Annotated in this window: 16 protein-coding genes; 7 read left to right on the top strand and 9 right to left on the bottom strand. The window is 68.2% G+C overall.

All coding sequences use genetic code 11. From position 1 onward, the window contains the following. Positions 1 to 7 precede the first annotated feature (7 nt). From AC07VH_RS07845 to AC07VH_RS07820, 6 genes are all read right to left on the bottom strand, one after another. Complete coding sequence (locus AC07VH_RS07845; RefSeq protein ID WP_489630552.1) at positions 8 to 2,491, bottom strand: TonB-dependent siderophore receptor; 2,484 nt, start codon at positions 2,489 to 2,491, stop codon at positions 8 to 10. Between the two features lie 115 nt (positions 2,492 to 2,606). Next, complete coding sequence (locus tag AC07VH_RS07840) at positions 2,607 to 3,575, bottom strand: FecR domain-containing protein (protein ID WP_494787132.1); 969 nt, start codon at positions 3,573 to 3,575, stop codon at positions 2,607 to 2,609. Beyond that, complete coding sequence (locus tag AC07VH_RS07835; RefSeq protein ID WP_494787131.1) at positions 3,575 to 4,093, bottom strand: sigma-70 family RNA polymerase sigma factor; 519 nt, start codon at positions 4,091 to 4,093, stop codon at positions 3,575 to 3,577. Before AC07VH_RS07835 ends, AC07VH_RS07840 begins: the two co-directional genes overlap by 1 nt. 115 nt (positions 4,094 to 4,208) lie before the next feature. Then, positions 4,209 to 4,802: a metal-dependent hydrolase gene (locus tag AC07VH_RS07830; protein WP_494787130.1), complete on the bottom strand. Its 594-nt coding sequence runs from the start codon at positions 4,800 to 4,802 to the stop codon at positions 4,209 to 4,211. 399 nt (positions 4,803 to 5,201) lie between these two features. Continuing rightward, the gene (locus tag AC07VH_RS07825; RefSeq protein WP_494787129.1) at positions 5,202 to 6,806 is read right to left on the bottom strand and encodes an FHA domain-containing protein; all 1,605 of its coding nucleotides are present in this window, start codon (positions 6,804 to 6,806) and stop codon (positions 5,202 to 5,204) included. 226 nt (positions 6,807 to 7,032) lie between these two features. Beyond that, positions 7,033 to 7,884: a class I SAM-dependent methyltransferase gene (locus AC07VH_RS07820; protein ID WP_475413940.1), complete on the bottom strand. Its 852-nt coding sequence runs from the start codon at positions 7,882 to 7,884 to the stop codon at positions 7,033 to 7,035. Positions 7,885 to 8,032: 148 nt separating this feature from the next. On the opposite strand from AC07VH_RS07820, the gene AC07VH_RS07815 reads away from it, so the two are divergent. Further along, complete coding sequence (locus AC07VH_RS07815; protein WP_475413939.1) at positions 8,033 to 8,452, top strand: DUF2177 family protein; 420 nt, start codon at positions 8,033 to 8,035, stop codon at positions 8,450 to 8,452. Here the strand turns inward: AC07VH_RS07815 and AC07VH_RS07810 are convergent. The 3 genes from AC07VH_RS07810 to AC07VH_RS07800 all read right to left on the bottom strand — a co-directional run bounded on the left by AC07VH_RS07810 (position 8,433) and on the right by AC07VH_RS07800 (position 10,624). Then, a complete protein-coding gene (locus tag AC07VH_RS07810; RefSeq protein WP_494787128.1) occupies positions 8,433 to 9,383 on the bottom strand; it encodes a PP2C family protein-serine/threonine phosphatase in 951 nt (316 codons plus the stop codon). The two genes, AC07VH_RS07815 and AC07VH_RS07810, sit on opposite strands and share 20 nt — an antisense overlap. Before the next feature lie 149 nt (positions 9,384 to 9,532). Next, positions 9,533 to 9,925, bottom strand: a complete 393-nt coding sequence (locus AC07VH_RS07805) for a glycine zipper 2TM domain-containing protein (protein WP_475413937.1) — start codon at positions 9,923 to 9,925, stop codon at positions 9,533 to 9,535. Positions 9,926 to 10,093: 168 nt separating this feature from the next. Continuing rightward, positions 10,094 to 10,624 (bottom strand): GNAT family N-acetyltransferase, encoded by a 531-nt coding sequence (locus tag AC07VH_RS07800; protein ID WP_494787127.1) that lies wholly within the window; start codon positions 10,622 to 10,624, stop codon positions 10,094 to 10,096. 173 nt (positions 10,625 to 10,797) lie between these two features. Between AC07VH_RS07800 and AC07VH_RS07795 the strand changes: the two genes are divergently transcribed. The 6 genes from AC07VH_RS07795 to AC07VH_RS07770 all read left to right on the top strand — a co-directional run bounded on the left by AC07VH_RS07795 (position 10,798) and on the right by AC07VH_RS07770 (position 17,697). Then, positions 10,798 to 12,246, top strand: a complete 1,449-nt coding sequence (locus AC07VH_RS07795) for a M20/M25/M40 family metallo-hydrolase (RefSeq protein WP_494787126.1) — start codon at positions 10,798 to 10,800, stop codon at positions 12,244 to 12,246. Between the two features lie 73 nt (positions 12,247 to 12,319). Then, positions 12,320 to 12,553, top strand: a complete 234-nt coding sequence (locus AC07VH_RS07790) for a hypothetical protein (RefSeq protein WP_475413934.1) — start codon at positions 12,320 to 12,322, stop codon at positions 12,551 to 12,553. Between the two features lie 195 nt (positions 12,554 to 12,748). Further along, complete coding sequence (locus AC07VH_RS07785; protein ID WP_494787125.1) at positions 12,749 to 14,308, top strand: ABC transporter substrate-binding protein; 1,560 nt, start codon at positions 12,749 to 12,751, stop codon at positions 14,306 to 14,308. 31 nt (positions 14,309 to 14,339) lie between these two features. Continuing rightward, positions 14,340 to 15,311, top strand: coding sequence for an ABC transporter permease (locus AC07VH_RS07780; RefSeq protein WP_494787124.1), 972 nt, complete (start codon positions 14,340 to 14,342; stop codon positions 15,309 to 15,311). After that, positions 15,308 to 16,093, top strand: coding sequence for an ABC transporter permease (locus tag AC07VH_RS07775; protein ID WP_475413931.1), 786 nt, complete (start codon positions 15,308 to 15,310; stop codon positions 16,091 to 16,093). The genes AC07VH_RS07780 and AC07VH_RS07775 overlap by 4 nt, the downstream gene beginning before the upstream one ends. After that, entirely contained in the window at positions 16,087 to 17,697 is a 1,611-nt protein-coding gene (locus AC07VH_RS07770; RefSeq protein WP_494787123.1) for an ABC transporter ATP-binding protein, read from the top strand. Before AC07VH_RS07775 ends, AC07VH_RS07770 begins: the two co-directional genes overlap by 7 nt. Positions 17,698 to 17,879 lie beyond the last annotated feature (182 nt).

The raw sequence follows: 17,879 nt of genomic DNA, 5'->3' as shown, positions 1-17,879 counted from the left end.
GTCCCGCTTAGAAACGCGCGCGCAAGGTCAGTTGCGCCTTGCGCGGCTCGCCGTAGAAATTGCCCCAGGCCGGCGCGCCCACCGTCTGGTAGTAGCGTTTGTCGAGCAAGTTCGTCACGGACAGCGACGCCGTCCAGTTGCGGTCGATCTGCCAGGCGGCGCGCGCGCTCCACAAGGCATACGCGCCCTGTGCCACGGTCACGTCGCGCGTGATGCGCGAGCTCTCCGTCTGGAAGTTCACGCCGCCGCCCACGCTCCACTGCTGCAAGGCGCCGGGCAGGCGGTAGTCGCTCCACGCGCGCAGCATGTGGCGCGGCGAGTAGGTGCTGGCGAACATCACGCCCGCGTTCGACGTCTGCTCCAGGTACTTGAAATTGTTCAGCGTGTAGCCGGCGAACAGCTGCCAGCCTGGCGCCACTTCGCCGCTGATTTCCGCATCGAGCCCTTCGCTGCGCACCTTGCCCGTCGAGAAATAGCACTCCGTGCCGGACGAGCAGGTATTGGCCAGGTCGAGTTCCGCGCGGTTGCGCTGCTCGATGCGGAACAGCGCCAGCGAGGTGTTCACCTTGCCGTCGAACAGTTCACCCTTGACGCCTACTTCCAGGTTGCGCCCCTTGAGCGGATCGAGCAGGGCGCCTTCGGCCGTGCGCTGGTTTTGCGGCTGGAAGATGTCGGAGACGCTGGCGTAGCCGGACCAGCGCTTGTCGAATGCGTAGATCACGCCGCCATATGGCGTGACGACGCCGTTTTCGCGGTAGGGATCGATGTACACCTCGCCCGTGTCGCGGTACACGCTGCTCCATCTGTAGTTCGACACGCGCGCGCCCGCCACCACGGTGAGCGGATCGCTGACGCTGAAGCGGGCCACGCCGTAGGCGCCCGTCTGCGTCATTTTTGTGACGCTGGGATCGCCCCGGTAGCTGTGTTCGCGGAACCAGGCGTCGCTCGGCTCGGCCACGCCGTGATTCGGCTGCAGCGGATTGTTTGCTTGTTTCAGCAGGGCCAGGCTGAAATCGCTGTCGCTTTCCAGGCGGTTGGTGCTGATGCCGGCGCTGAAGCCGTGGCGGCGGCCGAAGGCGTTGAATTTGCCGTCGAGCGACAGGTCGATACCCTTGTTGGTGCTGCCGTAGTCGAACACGCCGCCGTACATCATCATGCCGGCCAGGGTGGCGGGATTGATCGCCCCCTGGCTGAACATGTATTTCACGTCATGCCGCTCGCGCGTGTAGTTGGCGCTGGCTTTCAGCGACCAGTCGGCGTCGAAGCGGTGCTCGAATTCGGCGAAGACGGCCGTCTGGCGGCTAGCCCAGCGGTTCCAGTCGGCGCCGAGGAAGGTCTCGCGGGGCAGTTTCGGGTCGCTGCCATCGAGGTAGCGGGGCATGCCGGAGAAAAACGGGGTTGAGCGCAGCTTCTCGTAGCTGGCGCCCGTCGTCAGTTTGCTGCCCGGCGCCAGGTCGAATTCCAGCACGCCGTACAGCACGTCCGTGCGGCTGTCGGCCACGTCATAGAAATAATCGCGCTGTTCAATCGCGGCCACGGCGCGGCCGCGGATGCTGCCCGATTCGTTCAAGGGGCCGGTGACGTCGACTTCGCCGCGCACGTCGTTCCAGCGGCCCGCGCCGAGCGCCAGCTGCACCTGCTTTTCCGCCAGCGGGCGCTTGCGCACCATGTTGATGGCGGCGCCGGGCGAGCCCGTGCCCTGCAGCAGGCCCGTGGCGCCGCGCACGATCTCCACGCGATCGAGCATGGCCGTGTTGCTGGTAAAGCTGTTCGCCTGCGGGTAGTACATGGCGCGGTTGACGCCGTCGAACTGGTACGTGTCGACCATGAAGCCGCGCGAATACACATAGCGCCCGCCCATGGGGCTGTCGTACATGGTGATGCCGGTGGTGTTGGCGAGGACGGCGTCGATGGTGTTGAGGTTCTGGTCATCCATCTTCTGCCGCGTGACGACGCTGACCGATAGCGGAATCTCGCGCAGGGTCTGCACGCCCTTGCCGACCGTGACGGCGCGCGCCGCATACGAGTTGCTGTGTTCACTGACGGGGTCGCGCTCCATGCTGGCGTTCACGACCACGGGAGCCATGGTCTTTTCCACGCCGGCCGCCGGCGCGGAGGAGGGTGCCGCCTGGCGCAGCACGTAGGCGCCGTTCGGCAGCTGCACCGCTTCCAGGCCGCTGCCGGCCAGCACCTGGGCAAAGCCCTGCGCCACATTGTGGCTGCCGCGCACGCCGGGCGAGCGCAAGCCGCGCGTCTGCGCGGGATCGGTCGACAGGCTGACGCCGGCGGCCACGGCGAAGTCGTTCAGGGCGGTGGCCAGCGGGCCGGCCGCGATGGCGTAGGCTTGCGGCGCAGCGCTTGCCGCGGCGGCCTGGCCTTGCGCCAGCGCGGGCGCGGCGGTGAAGGCGGCGGGGGCGGCGCACGCCATGGCGAGGACGGCCAGGCGGATGGCGCGCGCGGCGGGATGGAGGACGGGGATGGTCGGCTGCATGCTCGGTCTTTCTGCTCAGAGGGATAGGAAAATGGCGTATGAATCGGCTACTTACCTGTCAAGCCGAAGCAGCGCGCCGAAACACCAACCCCTGAGACAAAAAAACTGAAAATAATTACGTTGACCGGGCCGACACGGTGGCCCAGTAGCGCGTGAAGTAGGTCACTTGCAGCCCGTGCGAGGCGCACAGGCTTTCCAGCACGGCGTCGATATCGTCGAGCCGGTAGGTGCCCGTGACGGGGCGCCGCGCCACGCCGGCGTCGCAGGCCAGGCGCCCGCGCCGGTAGCGCGCCAGTTCCGTGACCAGCCGTTGCAGGGGCCAGTCGGCGGCCACCAGCATGCCGCGCAGCCAGCTGTCCTGGTGCGCTTGCGTGGCCTGCGCATCATCCGGGCCAGTGTCGCCAAAGCGCAGCTGCTGGCCCGCTTCCAGGCGGCGCACGGCGTCCGGGCGCGCCGCGCAGCGTACTTCCACGGCATGCTCGAAGACGCTGACGACGCTGCCGTCCGCATCGCAGCGCACGCCGAAGCGCGTGCCCAGCGCGCGGATCACGCCGTGCGGCGTGTCGACGAGGAAGGGGCGCGCATCGGGCGCCGTCGTGATCATGATTTCGCCATGGTGCAGGCGGATGCGGCGGCGCGCGGCGCTGTAGTCGACGTCGACGGCGCTGTCCGTGTTCATTTCCATATGCCCGCCATCGGCCAGCGCCACGTGGCGGCGCTGGCCCGGCGCCGTGCGCAAGGACGCCGTCCACGCTTGCCAGGGGGCGGACTGTAGGCCCGCCTGGCCCAGCACGATACCGCCGCCGGCCGCCAGCAGCAGGGCCAGCACTTTCGCGGCGCTGCGCCGGCGCTGCTGCGCCGCCTGCAGGGCGGGAATTGCCAGCGCCGGCGGTATCGTGGCCAGCTGGCCGTCCATGCGCTGCAGCAGTTCCCAGGCCCGTTCATGCTCGGCGCTGGCGTCGCGCCATGCCCGCAGGGCGGCCGGGTCGGCGCTGCCGCACTGGAGTTCCACATGCCAGTGGGCGGCGGCGGCCAGCACCTTGCGGGCGATTGGGGCTGACTGCGGGGCGGAAGGGGAAAACATCAGCCGGCCGCCAGCATCAGGCATTCCGTGTAGGCGCGCACCAGGTGCTTTTTCACGGTGGGCAGGGACACGCCCAGGCGCCGGCTGATGTCCACATAGCTCAGTTCTTCGATTTGCGCCAGCAGGAAGATGGCCCGCGTGCGCGCGCCCAGGCGGTCGAGCAGGCGGTCGATGGCGAGCAGGGTTTCGATGATGATGGCATGCGTTTCGGCGCACATCGATATCGGCTCGGCTTGTTGGGCCAGCGCTTCCAGGTAGGCCTGTTCCAGCGCCTGGCGCCGGTAGCGGTCGATCAGCAAGCCGCGCGCGATGGTCGCCAGGTAGCCGCGCGGCTCGCGCAGGGGCGCCAGCGGTGTCACCTCGCGCTTGCCCAGCAGGCGTAAAAAAGTGTCCTGCGCCAGGTCGGCCGCCTCGGCGCGGTTGCCCAGCTTGCCGCGCAGCCAGCCATACAGCCAGCCGTGGTGTTCGCTGTACAAGGTGTTCAGGTGGCTGGCATGGGTGGGAGGGACGGTACTCACTGCGTTCTCCAGGCAAGGGATGGGCTGGGCTGACGGAACGCGGGGTGCCGGCTGGCTGGGCTGTTTGAGAATGATACTCATTATCACATTGCCATGCGGGCGGCGTCAATCGGCGTCAGCCACCAAGGCGCCAGCGCTCCTGCCACTGTTGCAGATCCGCCCAGGCTTGCTGCAGGGCCGTGGCGGACCAGTGCAGCAGGCCCTCGAACGCCAGCACGCTGCGCTGCCAGTGGATGCCGTCGAAAAACACGTGGTCGGCCACGATGGTCGCGGCCAGCCAGGCGGCGATGATGACGATGATGTCGTGGCGCCCGCTTTTCCACCAGCGCAGCGAGTGGCGGCGAAAGATCCACGGCACGCCCAGCGGATTGGGCCAGTCGGCCAGCAGATGCATGATGCCGCCCGCGGCAAAGCCGAACAGGGGCGGCGCCCACAGGTGGTGCGGCAATTGCAGATATGTGTAGACGAGCAGGGCGATCCAGGCCAGGCCCCAGTGGGTCCACGTGCGGTGCGTGATCCACAGCCGGTGCGTGCGCGCCCACCAGGCCACTTCCAGCCAGTCCGGCGCCGTGCCGCCCAGCGCCCCCATGACAAAGGCGAGCATGCTCAGCACTTGATAGGGGCCGCCGGCGCCAGCGTGCGCGACCAGGGCCGCGGCGATCACGCCGGCAGCCCAACCGGTCGCATGATGCGCTTTGTTGGAAGCCATAGGAAATGTAAAACGCCGTGCGGGCGCTTTGTGAAGTACGGGAAATATTAACTGGATGAATATACAGTACGCAGGGGCGTCGCTGAGGGCTATTTGCGCAATATCTGCTATTAAAGTGTTAAATTGTGTGTCGGAATGGACGTGATGGCGGACTCGGCGCCTGATGCCGGCCGGCCAAGTGTGTTGTGCAGCTGATAATGTATTTGGCGCAGGGCGCGCTATGCTGAAAGCAGTACCACGTTTTGAAGAGGTCTCGCCATGAAAATCCCGCGCGAATTGCAGATTCCCGCCATCGTGTTTACGCTGGAAGCGGTGTTTATTCTGGGGTTGTCGATGATTTTTCTCGTACTGATACCACGCTAAAGCCTTGCGGATAACTGCAGATTTACAACAGTGTTACTACGCAGTTTGCATGGTGCTATCGCAAAGGGCCGCGCCTTCGGTGCGGATGATCCAGCATTCCGGATACGGTTCGCTGGCGAAACGGTTGTGCCGCGCGAAGCCGCTCAGCTTGTCGAGGGCGGTGGCGGGGGCCAGCGCGGTTTCCTTGCCGCTGGCCGCGTCCAGGTGCCAGAAACCGCCGTTGCGGTGGAACAGCACGGGAAGGCAGCTGGCCTGCGGCGTGACCAGGTGGCTGGCCGGCGTGGGTTCGGTGTCGGGCAGCAGCAGGTAAAAACACTCGGCGCGGGCGCCGTGGTCGATGCGGTGCAGGATCACGCCATGCGCGAGGATGGCCGTGACGCTGAGCACGACGATGCCCTTGATGCTGGCGGACAATTCAATGCGCATGCCCAGGCGCAGGGGCACAGGTTTGTGCTTGCCCGGCCAGACGCCGTCGAGCAGCATGCCGTAGCGCGACACGTCCTCGATTTCAAAGCCTTGCTGGCTGCGCCGGATGATGGCGTGGCGGCCCGACAGGCGGCGCGTCAAGCCATTGTTGTCCTGACCGTCGGGGCTGAAATGGCTGAGCAGCACGTCGGCTTCCGGGTCCACCAGCTCGAAGCGGCCCAGCATGCATTCTTCCAGCGCGAACAGGCGGATCTGGCGCTGTTCGCCCGCTTCCGGCGCCGCATTGACGAGGCAAGCGGCCTGGCTCGGGTGCGGGTGGCAGTGGCTGGCGGCGGGCAGGTCGACTTCGATCAGCTCCTCGTCCCAGGCGATGGTGGTAAAACCCATGTCGATCTTGCCTTGCGGGGCTGACAAATCCACGTGGGCGATGCCGGCATTGCGCGCGGTGACGTCGAGGTTGCAGCCGTCGCCGCCCGTCACGCGGGCGATCGAGGCATCGTCGGCCATCACGCGCACGTTCTTGTGCGTGCTGAGGAAGATCTGGTGGATTTCCGTCAGGGTGGCGTCGCGGCGCGGCACCAGGATGACGAAGGTGCACACCCATTTCTGCGCCACGGCGCCATCGACGTGGCTGTGGACTTCCACCTCGATCTGGTATTGCCCGTGTTCCTTGTTGCGCGAGGAAAACTCGACGAATACGGGACGCCAGTCGCCGCGCGTGGCGCGCACGAAATCATGCTGGACAAAGCCGCGCGGGATCAGGTCCGAGCGCAGGCGCAAGGTCAGCTGCGGCGCGCAGGTGGCGCTCATGCCGCGCAATTCCATTTTCAGGGTTTGCCGTCCGCCTGCCGCGCGGGGATCGAAGCCGCTGATGTGCAGGTGGGCCTGTATCGGCTGGTAGGCCGGCGCAGTGGCCGGCTGTGCGACGGGCAATGGGGTAAATGCTGGCAGGCCGGCGGGGGCCGAGGCTGGCGCAGGGCTGGTCACCGCTTGAGCCGCATCGCGTATCACCGCATCGCGCAGCCCGGCATCATGCGCACGGGCGTGCGGCAGCGCCGTTGCCGATGGCTCGGAACGGGCGCTGCGCAGTGCGGTCAACAGGTCGTAGCTGCTGGGAGCAGTCGTCGCTTGCGGATGGTTGCCCGCGCAGACTGTTTCCCCAGGCAAGACCCAGAACGTACAGTGCGGGTGCTCCGGGTTGCTGCATTTTTTCATGACATTCTGACTCGAATCGAGCGGGGACATTTTGCCCTCTGTTATACATGAGAGCTTACGCGCTTTTGCCGCTGCTTGGCAACTTTCGCGGCGCCGAATGCGCTCTTTTTGCCCAAATTCATGTCCCTGGTCACACCTTGTCATACACGCCATGGAAACCATTGCTCAAAAACACATTTTATGTCTTTCCGGATATGTTATTTTGATATCGCCAGTCCCGCTGCGTTCAGCTGCGCCGTTTGCTGACGATGACTTCCAGATACTCGCCCGGCACCACCAGCGAGTGGGCTCCCGCCGTATTCAGCCGTTCGAGCAGGGCGAACAGATCCTGCTCCAGCGCCTCGGCGCCACCCGCGTCCAGCGTGGCAAAGGCCTTGTGGACGGGGCCGTAATAATCGCGGAAGACCTGCACCCAGTGGTGAGCGGAGGCATAACGGAAATTGAAGACCTTGCGCTGGCTGTGCACCTGCTCTGCCGCCTGGCCGAACAGGTCGCGCACATACGCTTCCTCGCCCCAGCGGGCCGGCGACACGACGCCCGCCGGGGGCGGCACATATTTGCCGATGGTCTTGAAGAGCTGGCCGATAAAGCCGTCCGGGGTCCAGTTGGCCATGCCGATGCGTCCGCCGGGACGCAGCACGCGCAGCATTTCGCTGGCCGCGCGCCGGTGGTCGGGCGTGAACATGACGCCAAAGGTCGACAGGGCCGCGTCGAAGCTGGCATCGGCGAAGGGCAGGGCTTCCGCGTCGGCCACGCGGAAGGTCACGGCCAGCCCTTCCGCCCCGGCGCGCGCGCGGCCCTTGTCCAGCAGCGCCGGCACATAATCGGTGGACACGACCCGGGCGAAGCGGCGCGCCGCCGCCAAGGTGGCGTTGCCGTTGCCGGCGGCGATGTCGATGACGTCTTCGTTGGCGCGGATGTCGGCGGCCTCGGCCAGCGACTCGCCGACCGGCTGCAGGGTCACGCCGATGACGGCGAAGTCGCCGCTGGCCCAGCCTGCTTGCTGGCGCTGCTTGATGGCGGCATAGTCGGGCGCGCCGGCGGTGCCGGCCTGCGGTGTAGCGATGGTGTTGCTCATGGCATGCTCCTGTGACGTTGGCGAGGTCCTTTCGTCAGACCGCGCGCCGCGGCGGTGGTTCCTTTCATGCGGGCCGTCGTGAGCGTGGCGACGTTTTGCATTATGCTGGCGCAACTGTTCCCCAACTGCCTGACGCCGAAAGACGACCATGCCTGTCCAACGCCCGTTCCAGCTTGCCATTGCCTATGGCGCCGCCTTGTGCGTATTTCTGGCCATCGACGCCCTGTGGCTGGCCGTGCTGATGCGCCCCGTGTACGCCGCGGCGCTGGGCCCGCTATTGGCGGACACGCCCCGCTGGGCGCCGGCCGTGCTGTTTTACCTGCTGTACGTGGCGGGGCTGCTGGTCTTTGCCATCCTGCCGGGATTGCGCGCGCGCCGCGGGCGCACGGCGGCGGCGCTGGGCGCGCTGCTGGGACTGCTGGCCTACGGCACCTATGATTTGAGTAACTATGCGACCTTGCGCGGCTGGCCGCTGGCCTTGACGGCGATCGACATGGCCTGGGGCGCCGCCTTGTCGGCCGTGTCGGCCACGGCCGGCTACCTGGCCGCTAGCCGGCTGCGGCGCTGAACTCCGCATCGAAGCGCAACGCCACCACGGTAATGTTGTCGCTATGCAAGCCTTTTGGCGGGTGGGAGAGAAAGTCGTCGAACAGGGCGCGGACGGCCTGAGCCGCGGTCTTGCCGGCACACAAGGCGGGCCAGCGGGCCGTGAGGGCCAGTGGATCGTCGCAGGCCCAGAAACCGTCGCTGGCCAGCAGATAGTGGGCGCCGGGGCGCACGCGCAGCACGCGGCGGTCGCCCAGGTGGGCCAGGAAGGGCGGCAAGGCGGCCGCATCGAGGCCGCGCAGCGGCTTGTCGAGCTGCAGGCTGTCGCTGATGGCGTTGCCTAAAATAAAGGCCTGCGAGATTTGCGGATGGTGCTCGCCGTGCACGGCGGCGCGCCAGCGCGTCTCGTCGAGCGCGCCGCGCATGGCGTACACGGTGGCCGGCACGTGGTCGACGGTGAGGATGCCGGCCTTCCCGTCGGCAATTTCATACAGGCGTGAATCGCCCACGTGATACAGCAGCGGCGCTTCGCCGGGCGGCACTTCCAGCAAGGTCAGGGTGGTGCCGGGCGGGCGCGCCTGGGCGGGCGCCGTCCTGGCGAAGGTGTCCTGCAAGCGCGTGTGCAACTCGTCGAGTTTGGCTGCCAGGCTGGCCGTGTCGAGGCAGGCAGGTACGGCCAGCAAGCCTTGCACTGCCGCTTCCGCCGCTTCACGCCCAAGGCCGTGGCCGCCCATGCCGTCGAGCACGGCGGCGCGCACGTGGCCGCGCGGCCAGCCCGGCACCTGGCAGTGGAACGGCGCCTGGCGCGACAGGCAGACGGCGTGGCCGCTGGCATCGATCAGCAGGAAGTTGTCCTGGTTCTCGCGGCGTGGCAGGAGGCCGGCACCCACGCTGGTGCCGGCGGCGGCGTCGAGCCAGGGGCCGAAGTCGAGTGCGTCTTTGATTAAATGCATCGGTTGGTGCGGTCCAGGCGGCCAGGAATGTTGATCATAGGACACAGCTTAGCCGATAATGTGCAGTGGCGATACCTTGCCTATCTTGCAAAAAAACCTGCGGCAGCAGGCTGGCGCAGGTTTTGCATTGTGCAGGGGCAGGGCGATGCTTAACGGCGATGGCCCCAGCCGTGGCCGTGACCACGGTCATAGTAGTCGTGGCGGCCATGGCCGCGGTAGTAGCCGCGGCCCGGTTGCACGTAGACGACCGCCGGCGGGCCATAGTAGCGCGGAGGCGGCGCGTAATACACGGGCTGCGGGGCAGGGGCGTAGTACACCGGTTGCGGCGCAGGCGCATAATAGGTTTCGCGGTAGCCGCCGCGATAGCCGCCACGGTCGTAATAGCGGTCATTCGTGCTGATGCTGTTGCCGACGGCGGCGCCCAGCACGCCACCGACGATCGCGCCATTGCGCCCGCCGGTGCTGTTGCCAATGGCCGCCCCGACAACGGCGCCTGCAACGGTATTGAAGTCGCGGTCACCGGCGACTGCGGCCGAAGACACAGCCACTGCCGCAACCATTACCGCACCCAGGAGTTTCTTGTTCAACATGGCATTTCCTTCCATTCCGGCGAGATCACAATGATCTGCATGGACTGGACTATATCTGCTGCCGCAAGCTTGTTCCACGTCTAATACAACTTATTACAATCCCGCCCCGGCGGTAACAAGTCAGCGCAGGCGCGCCTGCCATTCGGGCCGCAGCAGGCTGTACATTTTGACATCGCGCATCACGCCGTTGATAAAGAAGGCCTGGCGCATCAAGCCTTCCTGGGTAAAGCCGTTCTTTTGCGCGATGCGCTCGGAGCCGATGTTCAGCGGATCCATCAGCAGCTCCAGCCGGTGGTAGGGATAGGCATTGAACAGGTAGTTGACCACCAGGCGCGTCGCTTCGCTGACGTAGCCGCGCCCATCCCGCTGCCGGTCGAACAGGCGGTAGCCGATCTCGCGCGAGGCTGGCGTGCGGCTCTTGAAGTGCGTGATCGTGCCGATGATGTGCTGGGCCCTGTCCTCGATGAGGAACAATTCGCTGTCCTCGGTGACGAAGCCCGATTGCAGGAAGTCGCGCCGCATGGCCTCGGGCGACTTGAACTGCATCGAGAAAAACTCGCCGCGCGAAGGCAGGTCGTTGACGAGGGAAATATAGGTATTCAGGTCGGCGGCCTGCAAATGCCGGACGGTACAGAGTGTTCCCTTGAGCATGGCGGTATCCGGTAGCGATCACGATCCTGATGGTAATCGACTCCGGGGGAAAGAAGCAATCGCTCCCGCAAAAGTTGCTGCAATGACAGAATAAATACGCTATCGTAGAACGCCGCGCCTTGCCCCTTGGCCAAGGCGTACCCGCTACGACCTCGTTGACTGGAACTGAACACATGCCTACCATCCTGACTGGCGCGCCGTTGCGCCGTTGCGTTTTATCCATCGCCCTGGGCTGCGTCGCCAGCGCCGGCGCCTTTGCCGCCGCGCCGGGCAATGCGCCGCAAGCGCTGGCGCAGGTGCGCGATACGGCGCTGCACAGCGACTGGGCCTACGCCCGCCTGGCCGACATGACGGACCTGATCGGCCCGCGCCTGTCCGGTTCCGCCGGCGCGGCGGCCGCCGTGCGGCAGGTGGCCGACACCATGCGCCAGCTGGGCGCCACCGTCACCCTGCAGCCCGTGAAAGTGCCGCACTGGGTGCGCGGCGTGGAAACGGCGGAAATCGTCGATTACGCGGGCCGTCCGCAGGGCGTGTCGCAGCGCGTGGTGCTCACGGCCCTGGGCGGCTCCGGCGCCACTGCGGCCGCCGGCCTGACGGCGCCCGTGATCATCGTCAGGAGCCTGGAAGAACTCAAGGCGCGCGCGCCGGAAGTGAAGGGCGCCATCGTGCTGATCGACACGCCGTTCGACCAGGAGATGGCCGAGCGGGGCCTGGCGGGCGTCACGTATGGCGAGGGTTCGCGCGCGCGCTTCCTCGGACCGAAGGCGGCGGCCGACCTGGGCGCGGCCGCCGCGCTGGTGCGCTCGGTGGGCGGCGCGAACTTCCGCATCCCGCATGCGGGCGCCACCGGCCTCGATGAGAATAAACGCATTCCGGCCGCCGCCGTCACGGTGGAAGACGCCTTGCTGATCGGCCGCCTGACCGCGCGCGGCCCGCTGAAAATGCACCTGACCCTGACGCCGCAAAACCTGCCCGAGGCGGACAGCTACAACGTCATCGCCGACTGGCCGGGCACGGACAAGGCCGGCGAAGTGGTGGTGGTCTCGGGCCATCTCGATTCCTGGGACCTGGCGACCGGTGCGCACGACGACGGCGCCGGCGTGGTGGCGGCGATGGGCGTGGTGGAAACCCTGAAAAAGCTCGACTACCGCCCGCGCCGCACCATCCGCGTGATCGCCTGGATGAACGAGGAAAACGGCGGGCGCGGCGGCCAGGCCTATTTCGAGGCCCACAAGCAGGCGCTCGGTAAACAATACGCGGCCATCGAGATGGACAGCGGCGCCGGCCGCCCGTTCGGCATCAAGGCCAGCGTGGGAGCGAAGGCGGAAAAACTGTTTACGCCGTTGCTGGCCGCCTTGCAGCCGATGGGCGCGCACGCGTTTACGCGCCGCGACGCGCTGGGCACGGGCGACTTGCACCGCCTGGAAACGGGCGGCGTGCCCAGCTTCGAGCCGCTGGTCGACAGCCACAGCTACTTCCACTACCACCATACGCCGGCCGATACCCTGGACAAGGTCGACCCGGATCACCTCAAGCGCAACGTGGCGCTGATGGCGTCGCTGGCCTGGTTCCTGGCCAATCTCGACGGCGAGATCGGGCGCGCGCCGGAGCAGGGCGAGTAAGACTGCTGATCGCGGGCCGCGGCCTTGCCGGCGCGGAACGCGTGTTTTTGACGATACCTCTCTACCGTATGCCATGACTTCCTTTTCCACCGACATCGACATCGCCATCCAGCTGATCCGCACTTACCTGGCCCGGCATCCCCACGGCACCGACACGCTCGAGGGCGTGGCGCAGTGGTGGCTGGCCGGGCAGTGTCCACAGGACGTCGTCGCCGCGGCGCTGGAGCATCTGCGCGTGGCGGGCGACCTGGAATGCCTGGCGTTCGGCGGGCACCGGCTATGGCGCCTGCACCGCTCCGGCGCCTGAGACCGGACTGGCGGCCACGCCACCCCTCGGTTTTTCCGATACCAGCCCTCCGGAAAGACAATTTGCCTGGGCAGGGCGGCAATCATAAGATATGCAGCTGTAAATAATTCTCATTCATATGGGAATCTTGTGCAGCACATGCCCCCGGCCCATGGCGGCCAGGGTTGGCTTCTCTTCTGATTGTCAGGAACGCTGGTGCCCCGTCTTCGCTTGCTTTTCCCCCTTCTCCTTGCCGGCGCGCTGGCGTGTGCCGGCGCCAGCGCCCAGCGGCCGCCCCCGGCGCCGCGCATCGAGCGCTGTACCATTGCCGATGAGCAGGGCGACTTTGGCTTGCCCACGCCCTACACCCATGCCAGCGGCGGCATGGGCTATACGCTGACCAGCCTGATTTTCGACACCCTCGTGTGGCGCGATGCCAGCGGCAAGCTGGTGCCGGGCCTGGCCAGCGCGTGGCGGGAAAGCGCCGACCATCGCACCATCGAATTCACCTTGCGGCCCGATGCGCGCTGGCATGACGGCCTGCCCGTCACGGCGGCGGACGTGGTGTTTACCTTTGCCTATCTGCGCCAGCACCCGCATCCGCTGTTCGATTTGAGCGCCGTCGACGGCGTGGACGATCTGGGAAAAGGGCGCGTGCGCGTGCGCCTGAAGCGCGTGTATGCGCCTTTCGTGGCGCAGCTGGCCGGGTCGGTGTTCATCCTGCCGCAGCATGTGTATGCGCGCCTGGGCGCCCCCCAGCAGGTGAAACCGGCCGACATCGTGGGCAGCGGCCCCTACCGCCTGGGCGCGTACGACAAGGCGGCGGGCCGCTATTTGTTTACCGCGAACGAAGAATACTACCTGGGCCCGCCCAGGGTGCGTAGCGTACTGTTCCTGCGCATGCAGCCTTCGCTTGCCGTGGGGGCGTTGAAACGGGGCCAGGTGGACATGATCCGCAGCCTGCCGGCGCCGCTGGTGGCCGAGGTGACCCGTTTCGCCACCGTGGTCAGCGCACCCTCCGGCCATCCCGTGCGGCTGCGCTTCAATCATGCGCGCCCGCCGTTTGACGACAAGCGCCTGCGCCAGGCCATCGCCCGCGGCATCGACCGGCAGGAATTGCTGCGCGTCGTCGAGAACGGGCAGGGCGAGGTGTCCGCGGGACGCTTCGCGCGCGGCAGCATCTGGCAGAGCGGCGCGCCGTTCGCCGCATATGCCTACGATCTTTCTGCCGCGCGCCGCATGCTGGCGGAGCTGGGCTACCGCGCCGCGCCGGACGGCCGCCTGCGCGACAGCGGCGGCAAGCCCTGGGTGCTCGACCTGGCGGCGGCGCGCAGTCTGGCGCGGCCCGCCAGCCAGCTGGCCGGCCAGCTGGAAAAGCTGGGCCTGGAAGTCCATGTGCGCATCATGGACAGCGGCATCCTGGGCGCGCGCATCGCCGCCGCCGATTTCGACCTGGCCCTCGTCAGCCAGGGCAGCAATGGCGACCCGGAAAGCATGCTGCGGCAAACGGCGGGCAACGGCGCCTACAGCGATGCCTTCCGCCGCGCCGATCTGCTCGAGCTGCTGCAGCAGCAGGTCGGCACCGTCGATGTGGCCACACGGCGCGCGCTGCTCGACCGTGCCCAGGCCATCTACGCCGAGGAATTGCCGGCCTTCTTCCTGTATTCGCCGCTATGGAGCACGGCGGCCAATGCGCGCCTGCGGCCGTGGTTCACGCCGGGCGGCATCGGCGTCGGCATCTCGCTGCCGCTGAACAAATTGATGTTCGTGCGGTAGACGGGAGCCGACGCTGAGCGCTACCACCTTCATGGGCCGGCGCGCCGCGGGCTATGTGCTCGCCTTGCTGGCGCTCGTCAGCCTCGACTTCGCGCTGCCGCTGCTCATGCCCGGCGACCCCGTCACGGCCTTGCTGGGACAGGATGCGCTGATCGAACTCGATGCGGCCGAACGCGGCGCCCTGCTGGCGCGCCATGGCCTGGGCGGCGGACAGCCGCTGTGGCAGCTGTACCTGGAGCACCTGGCGCAGCTGCTGCGGCTCGACCTTGGCTATTCCATCCAGCATGGCATGCCGGTGGCGGCCTTGCTGGCGCAGTACCTGCCGTGGACCGTGCTGCTGGTGGCCTGCGCGCTGGCGCTGGCCCTGCTGCTGGGCGTGGTGCTGGGCATCGAGGCCGCGTTCGCGCAGGGCAGGGCGGCGGACCGTGCGCTGACGGCCGCCACCCTGGCGCTCGACAGCATCCCGCCGTTCGCCCTGGCGATGGGCCTGGTGATGCTGTTCGCCTATGGCTTGCAATGGCTGCCCAGCAATGGTGCCATGGCGCCGTTTTCCATGCAGACGGGCGCGGCCGCCTGGCTGGAGCGCGCGCGGCACCTGGTGCTGCCCGTGTGCGCCATGGCGCTGCCCGCCGCCGCCGGCGTGTTCCTGAGCGCGCGCGCCACGGCCGTCAGCGTACGCCAGCGCACCTTCATGGAGCTGGCCCGCGCGCAGGGCGTGGGACCGTTCGCCTTGCGCTACCGCCACCTGGCGCCCAACGTGCTTGCCGTCGTGCTGTCGCGCCTGGGCGGCGTGGCCGCGCGCCTGGTGTCGGGCGCCGTGTATGCGGAAACCGTCCTCGCCTATCCCGGCATCAACCTGGCGCTGACGGACGCCATCGCCAAGCACGATTACCCGCTGGTGCGCGGCGCGCTGCTGGCGACGGGGCTGCTGCTGTTCGCCATGAACTTGCTGGCCGATGTCCTGGCCGGCCGCCTGGCGCTGCGCGGGCAGCGCGCGCCATGAACGCCTCCGTGCGCGCGGGGGCGGGACTGCTGCTGGCGCTGGCGCTCATGCTGGCCGGCGCCAGCTGGCTGCAGCCGGCGTCCGGCGGCGCCTTCGAAGCCGTGCTGGCGCCGCCGGACGGCATGCACTGGCTGGGCACCGATGACCTGGGCCGCGACGTCCTGCGGCGCCTGGCGGCCGCCGCGCTGCCCACCCTGGGCATCGGCGTGGCCGTGAGCGCCGCCAGCATCGCGCTGGCGGTGCTGCTGGCGCTGGCGGGCCTGGCCTGGCCCGCCGCCGATGCGCTCGTGCTGCGGCTGGCCGACCTGTTCGGCGCCTTGCCGTCCACCCTGGTCTTCATCGTCATCGCCTCGGCCATGCAGCCCGGTGCGCCTGCCCTGGTGGCGATGCTGGCGGCATTCGGCTGGGATGCCGAATTTCGCGCGCTGCGCCTGCGCCTGCGCCAGGTATGGCGCCAGGAGAGCCTGGATGCGGCGCGCCTGGCGGAGGCATCGGGCATCTACCTGCTGCGGCGCCACGTATGGCCGGCCATGGCGGGACTGCTGGCCGTGCAGGCCGTCGCCCTGGTGCGCCGCGCCGTGTTCCACTATGCGGGCCTGGCCTTCCTCGGCCTGGCCGATCCGCGCACCCCGACCTGGGGCGGCATGCTCAATGAAGCCATGCCCTATCTTGCCCATCCCGACGCGCGCGCCTGGATCCTGGCGGCGTGGCTGTGCCTGGCCATGCTGCTGATCGCGCTGGCGCTGCTGGGCCAGGGCCTCGACGAGGGCGCGCGATGCTAGCGGCGGCAGGATTCTGCGTCGAGGCGGATGGCCGCCAGCTGCTGCGCCAATTGCACTTCCAGACGCGCCCCGGCGTGCCGCTGGCGATCATCGGCGAATCGGGCGCCGGCAAGAGCACCCTGGCGCGCGCCTTGCTCGGCCTGGCGCCGGGGCACTGCAGCGGCAGCTTGCGCGCCGGCGGCATACAGCTGGCGGATGCGGACGAAACGGCGCTGCGGCGCTGGCGCGGCCGCCAGGCGGGCCTGGTGCCGCAAGACGTGCACGACGCCCTCAATCCCCAGCACACCTTGCTGGCCCAGGTGGTGGCGCCTTTGCGGCGGCATCTGGGCATGCGGCGCGGGCCGGCCGAACAGGCGGCCGGCGCCTTGCTCGTTTCGCTGGGCCTGCCGGAAATCCTGCACCGTCGCTATCCGGCCCAATGCAGCGGCGGCCAGCTGCAGCGCGTGCTGCTGGCGGCGGCGCTGGCGCCCGCGCCGGCACTGCTGGTGCTGGACGAGCCGACGTCCGCGCTCGATCCCGCCGCCAGCGCGCTGGTGCTCGGGCGCCTGCGCGCCGAAGCGGCGCAGCGCCAGCTGGTGGTGGTGACGCACGACCTGGAACTGGCGCGCGCGCTCGATGGCGACGTGCTGGTGCTGTATGGCGGCTGCGCCGTGGAAACGGGGCCGGCCGCATCGGTGCTGGCGTCGCCGCGCCATCCGTATACGCGCGGCCTCTTGCGCGCCTGGCCGCGCGAGAACGGCAAGGACTTGCAGGGCATCGCCGGCACGCATGAGGAAAACGCGCGCGGCTGCGCCTTCGCCAGCCGCTGCAGCCAGCGCATCGAGCGCTGCGGCGAGGAAGCGCCGGCGCTCGACGCCACGGGCGTGGCCTGCCTGCGCGGCGGCATCGTCACCGTGCTGTCGGCGCGCGGCGTGCACAAGCGCCTGGGCGGGCAAGCGGTATTGGCGGGCGTGGACCTGGAGGTGCAGTCGGGCGAAACGGTGGTCATCGTGGGCGCCTCCGGCGCGGGCAAGTCGACCCTGGCGCGCATCCTCGTCGGCCTGCAGCAGGCCGATGCGGGCAGCGTGGACACGCCGGCGCGCGAGCCGGGCGGCGCGGCGGCGGGCATCGCCTACGTGCCGCAGCATGCGGGCGCCTCGGTGGCCAGCCACTTCACCGTGTTCGAGGCGGTGGCCGAGCCGCTCGTCATCGCGGCTCGCGGCAGCGTGGACGCCTGCCGCGCGGCGGCGCTGCGGGCGCTGGCCGACGTACGCCTGCCGGCCACGCCGGCGTTCCTGGCGCGCCGGGCGCGCAGCTTGAGCGGTGGGGAATTGCAGCGCCTGGCCATCGCGCGGGCGCTGATCGGCGATCCGGCCGTGCTGGTGGCCGATGAACCGACCGCCGCGCTGGACGCCTCGGTGCAGGCGAAGGTGCTGCGGCTGCTGCTCGACGTGCAGGAGGCGCGCGGCCTGGCCCTGCTGCTGATCACGCACAATCTGCCCATCGCCCGTCACGTGGCGGACCGCATCGTGCGGCTGGAAGAGGGCCGCTGCACGGCAGAGGCCTCAGGGTCGCCGGCCGGCCCGGAAGGCGCCGCGCCGGCGCTCTGGATGCGCCTGGCCTAAGTAACCCCCAATAAATTATGGCTCTGTTCCCGCTAAGTAGGGGAAGTCCGGGAATCTTCCTGTATCCCTGCTGTCTGACTGTACATCGCAGACAAACGGGAGCCTTCCATGCAGACCGGCCAATGGAAAACCTTCATCGCCCAGTTCGCCGCACTGAACCGTCGCCAGCGCCTGGCGGGTAT

The sequence above is a fragment of the Janthinobacterium sp. GW821-FHT03C10 genome, assembly GCF_059420865.1.
This window is presented reverse-complemented; position numbering and strand designations above follow the sequence as displayed.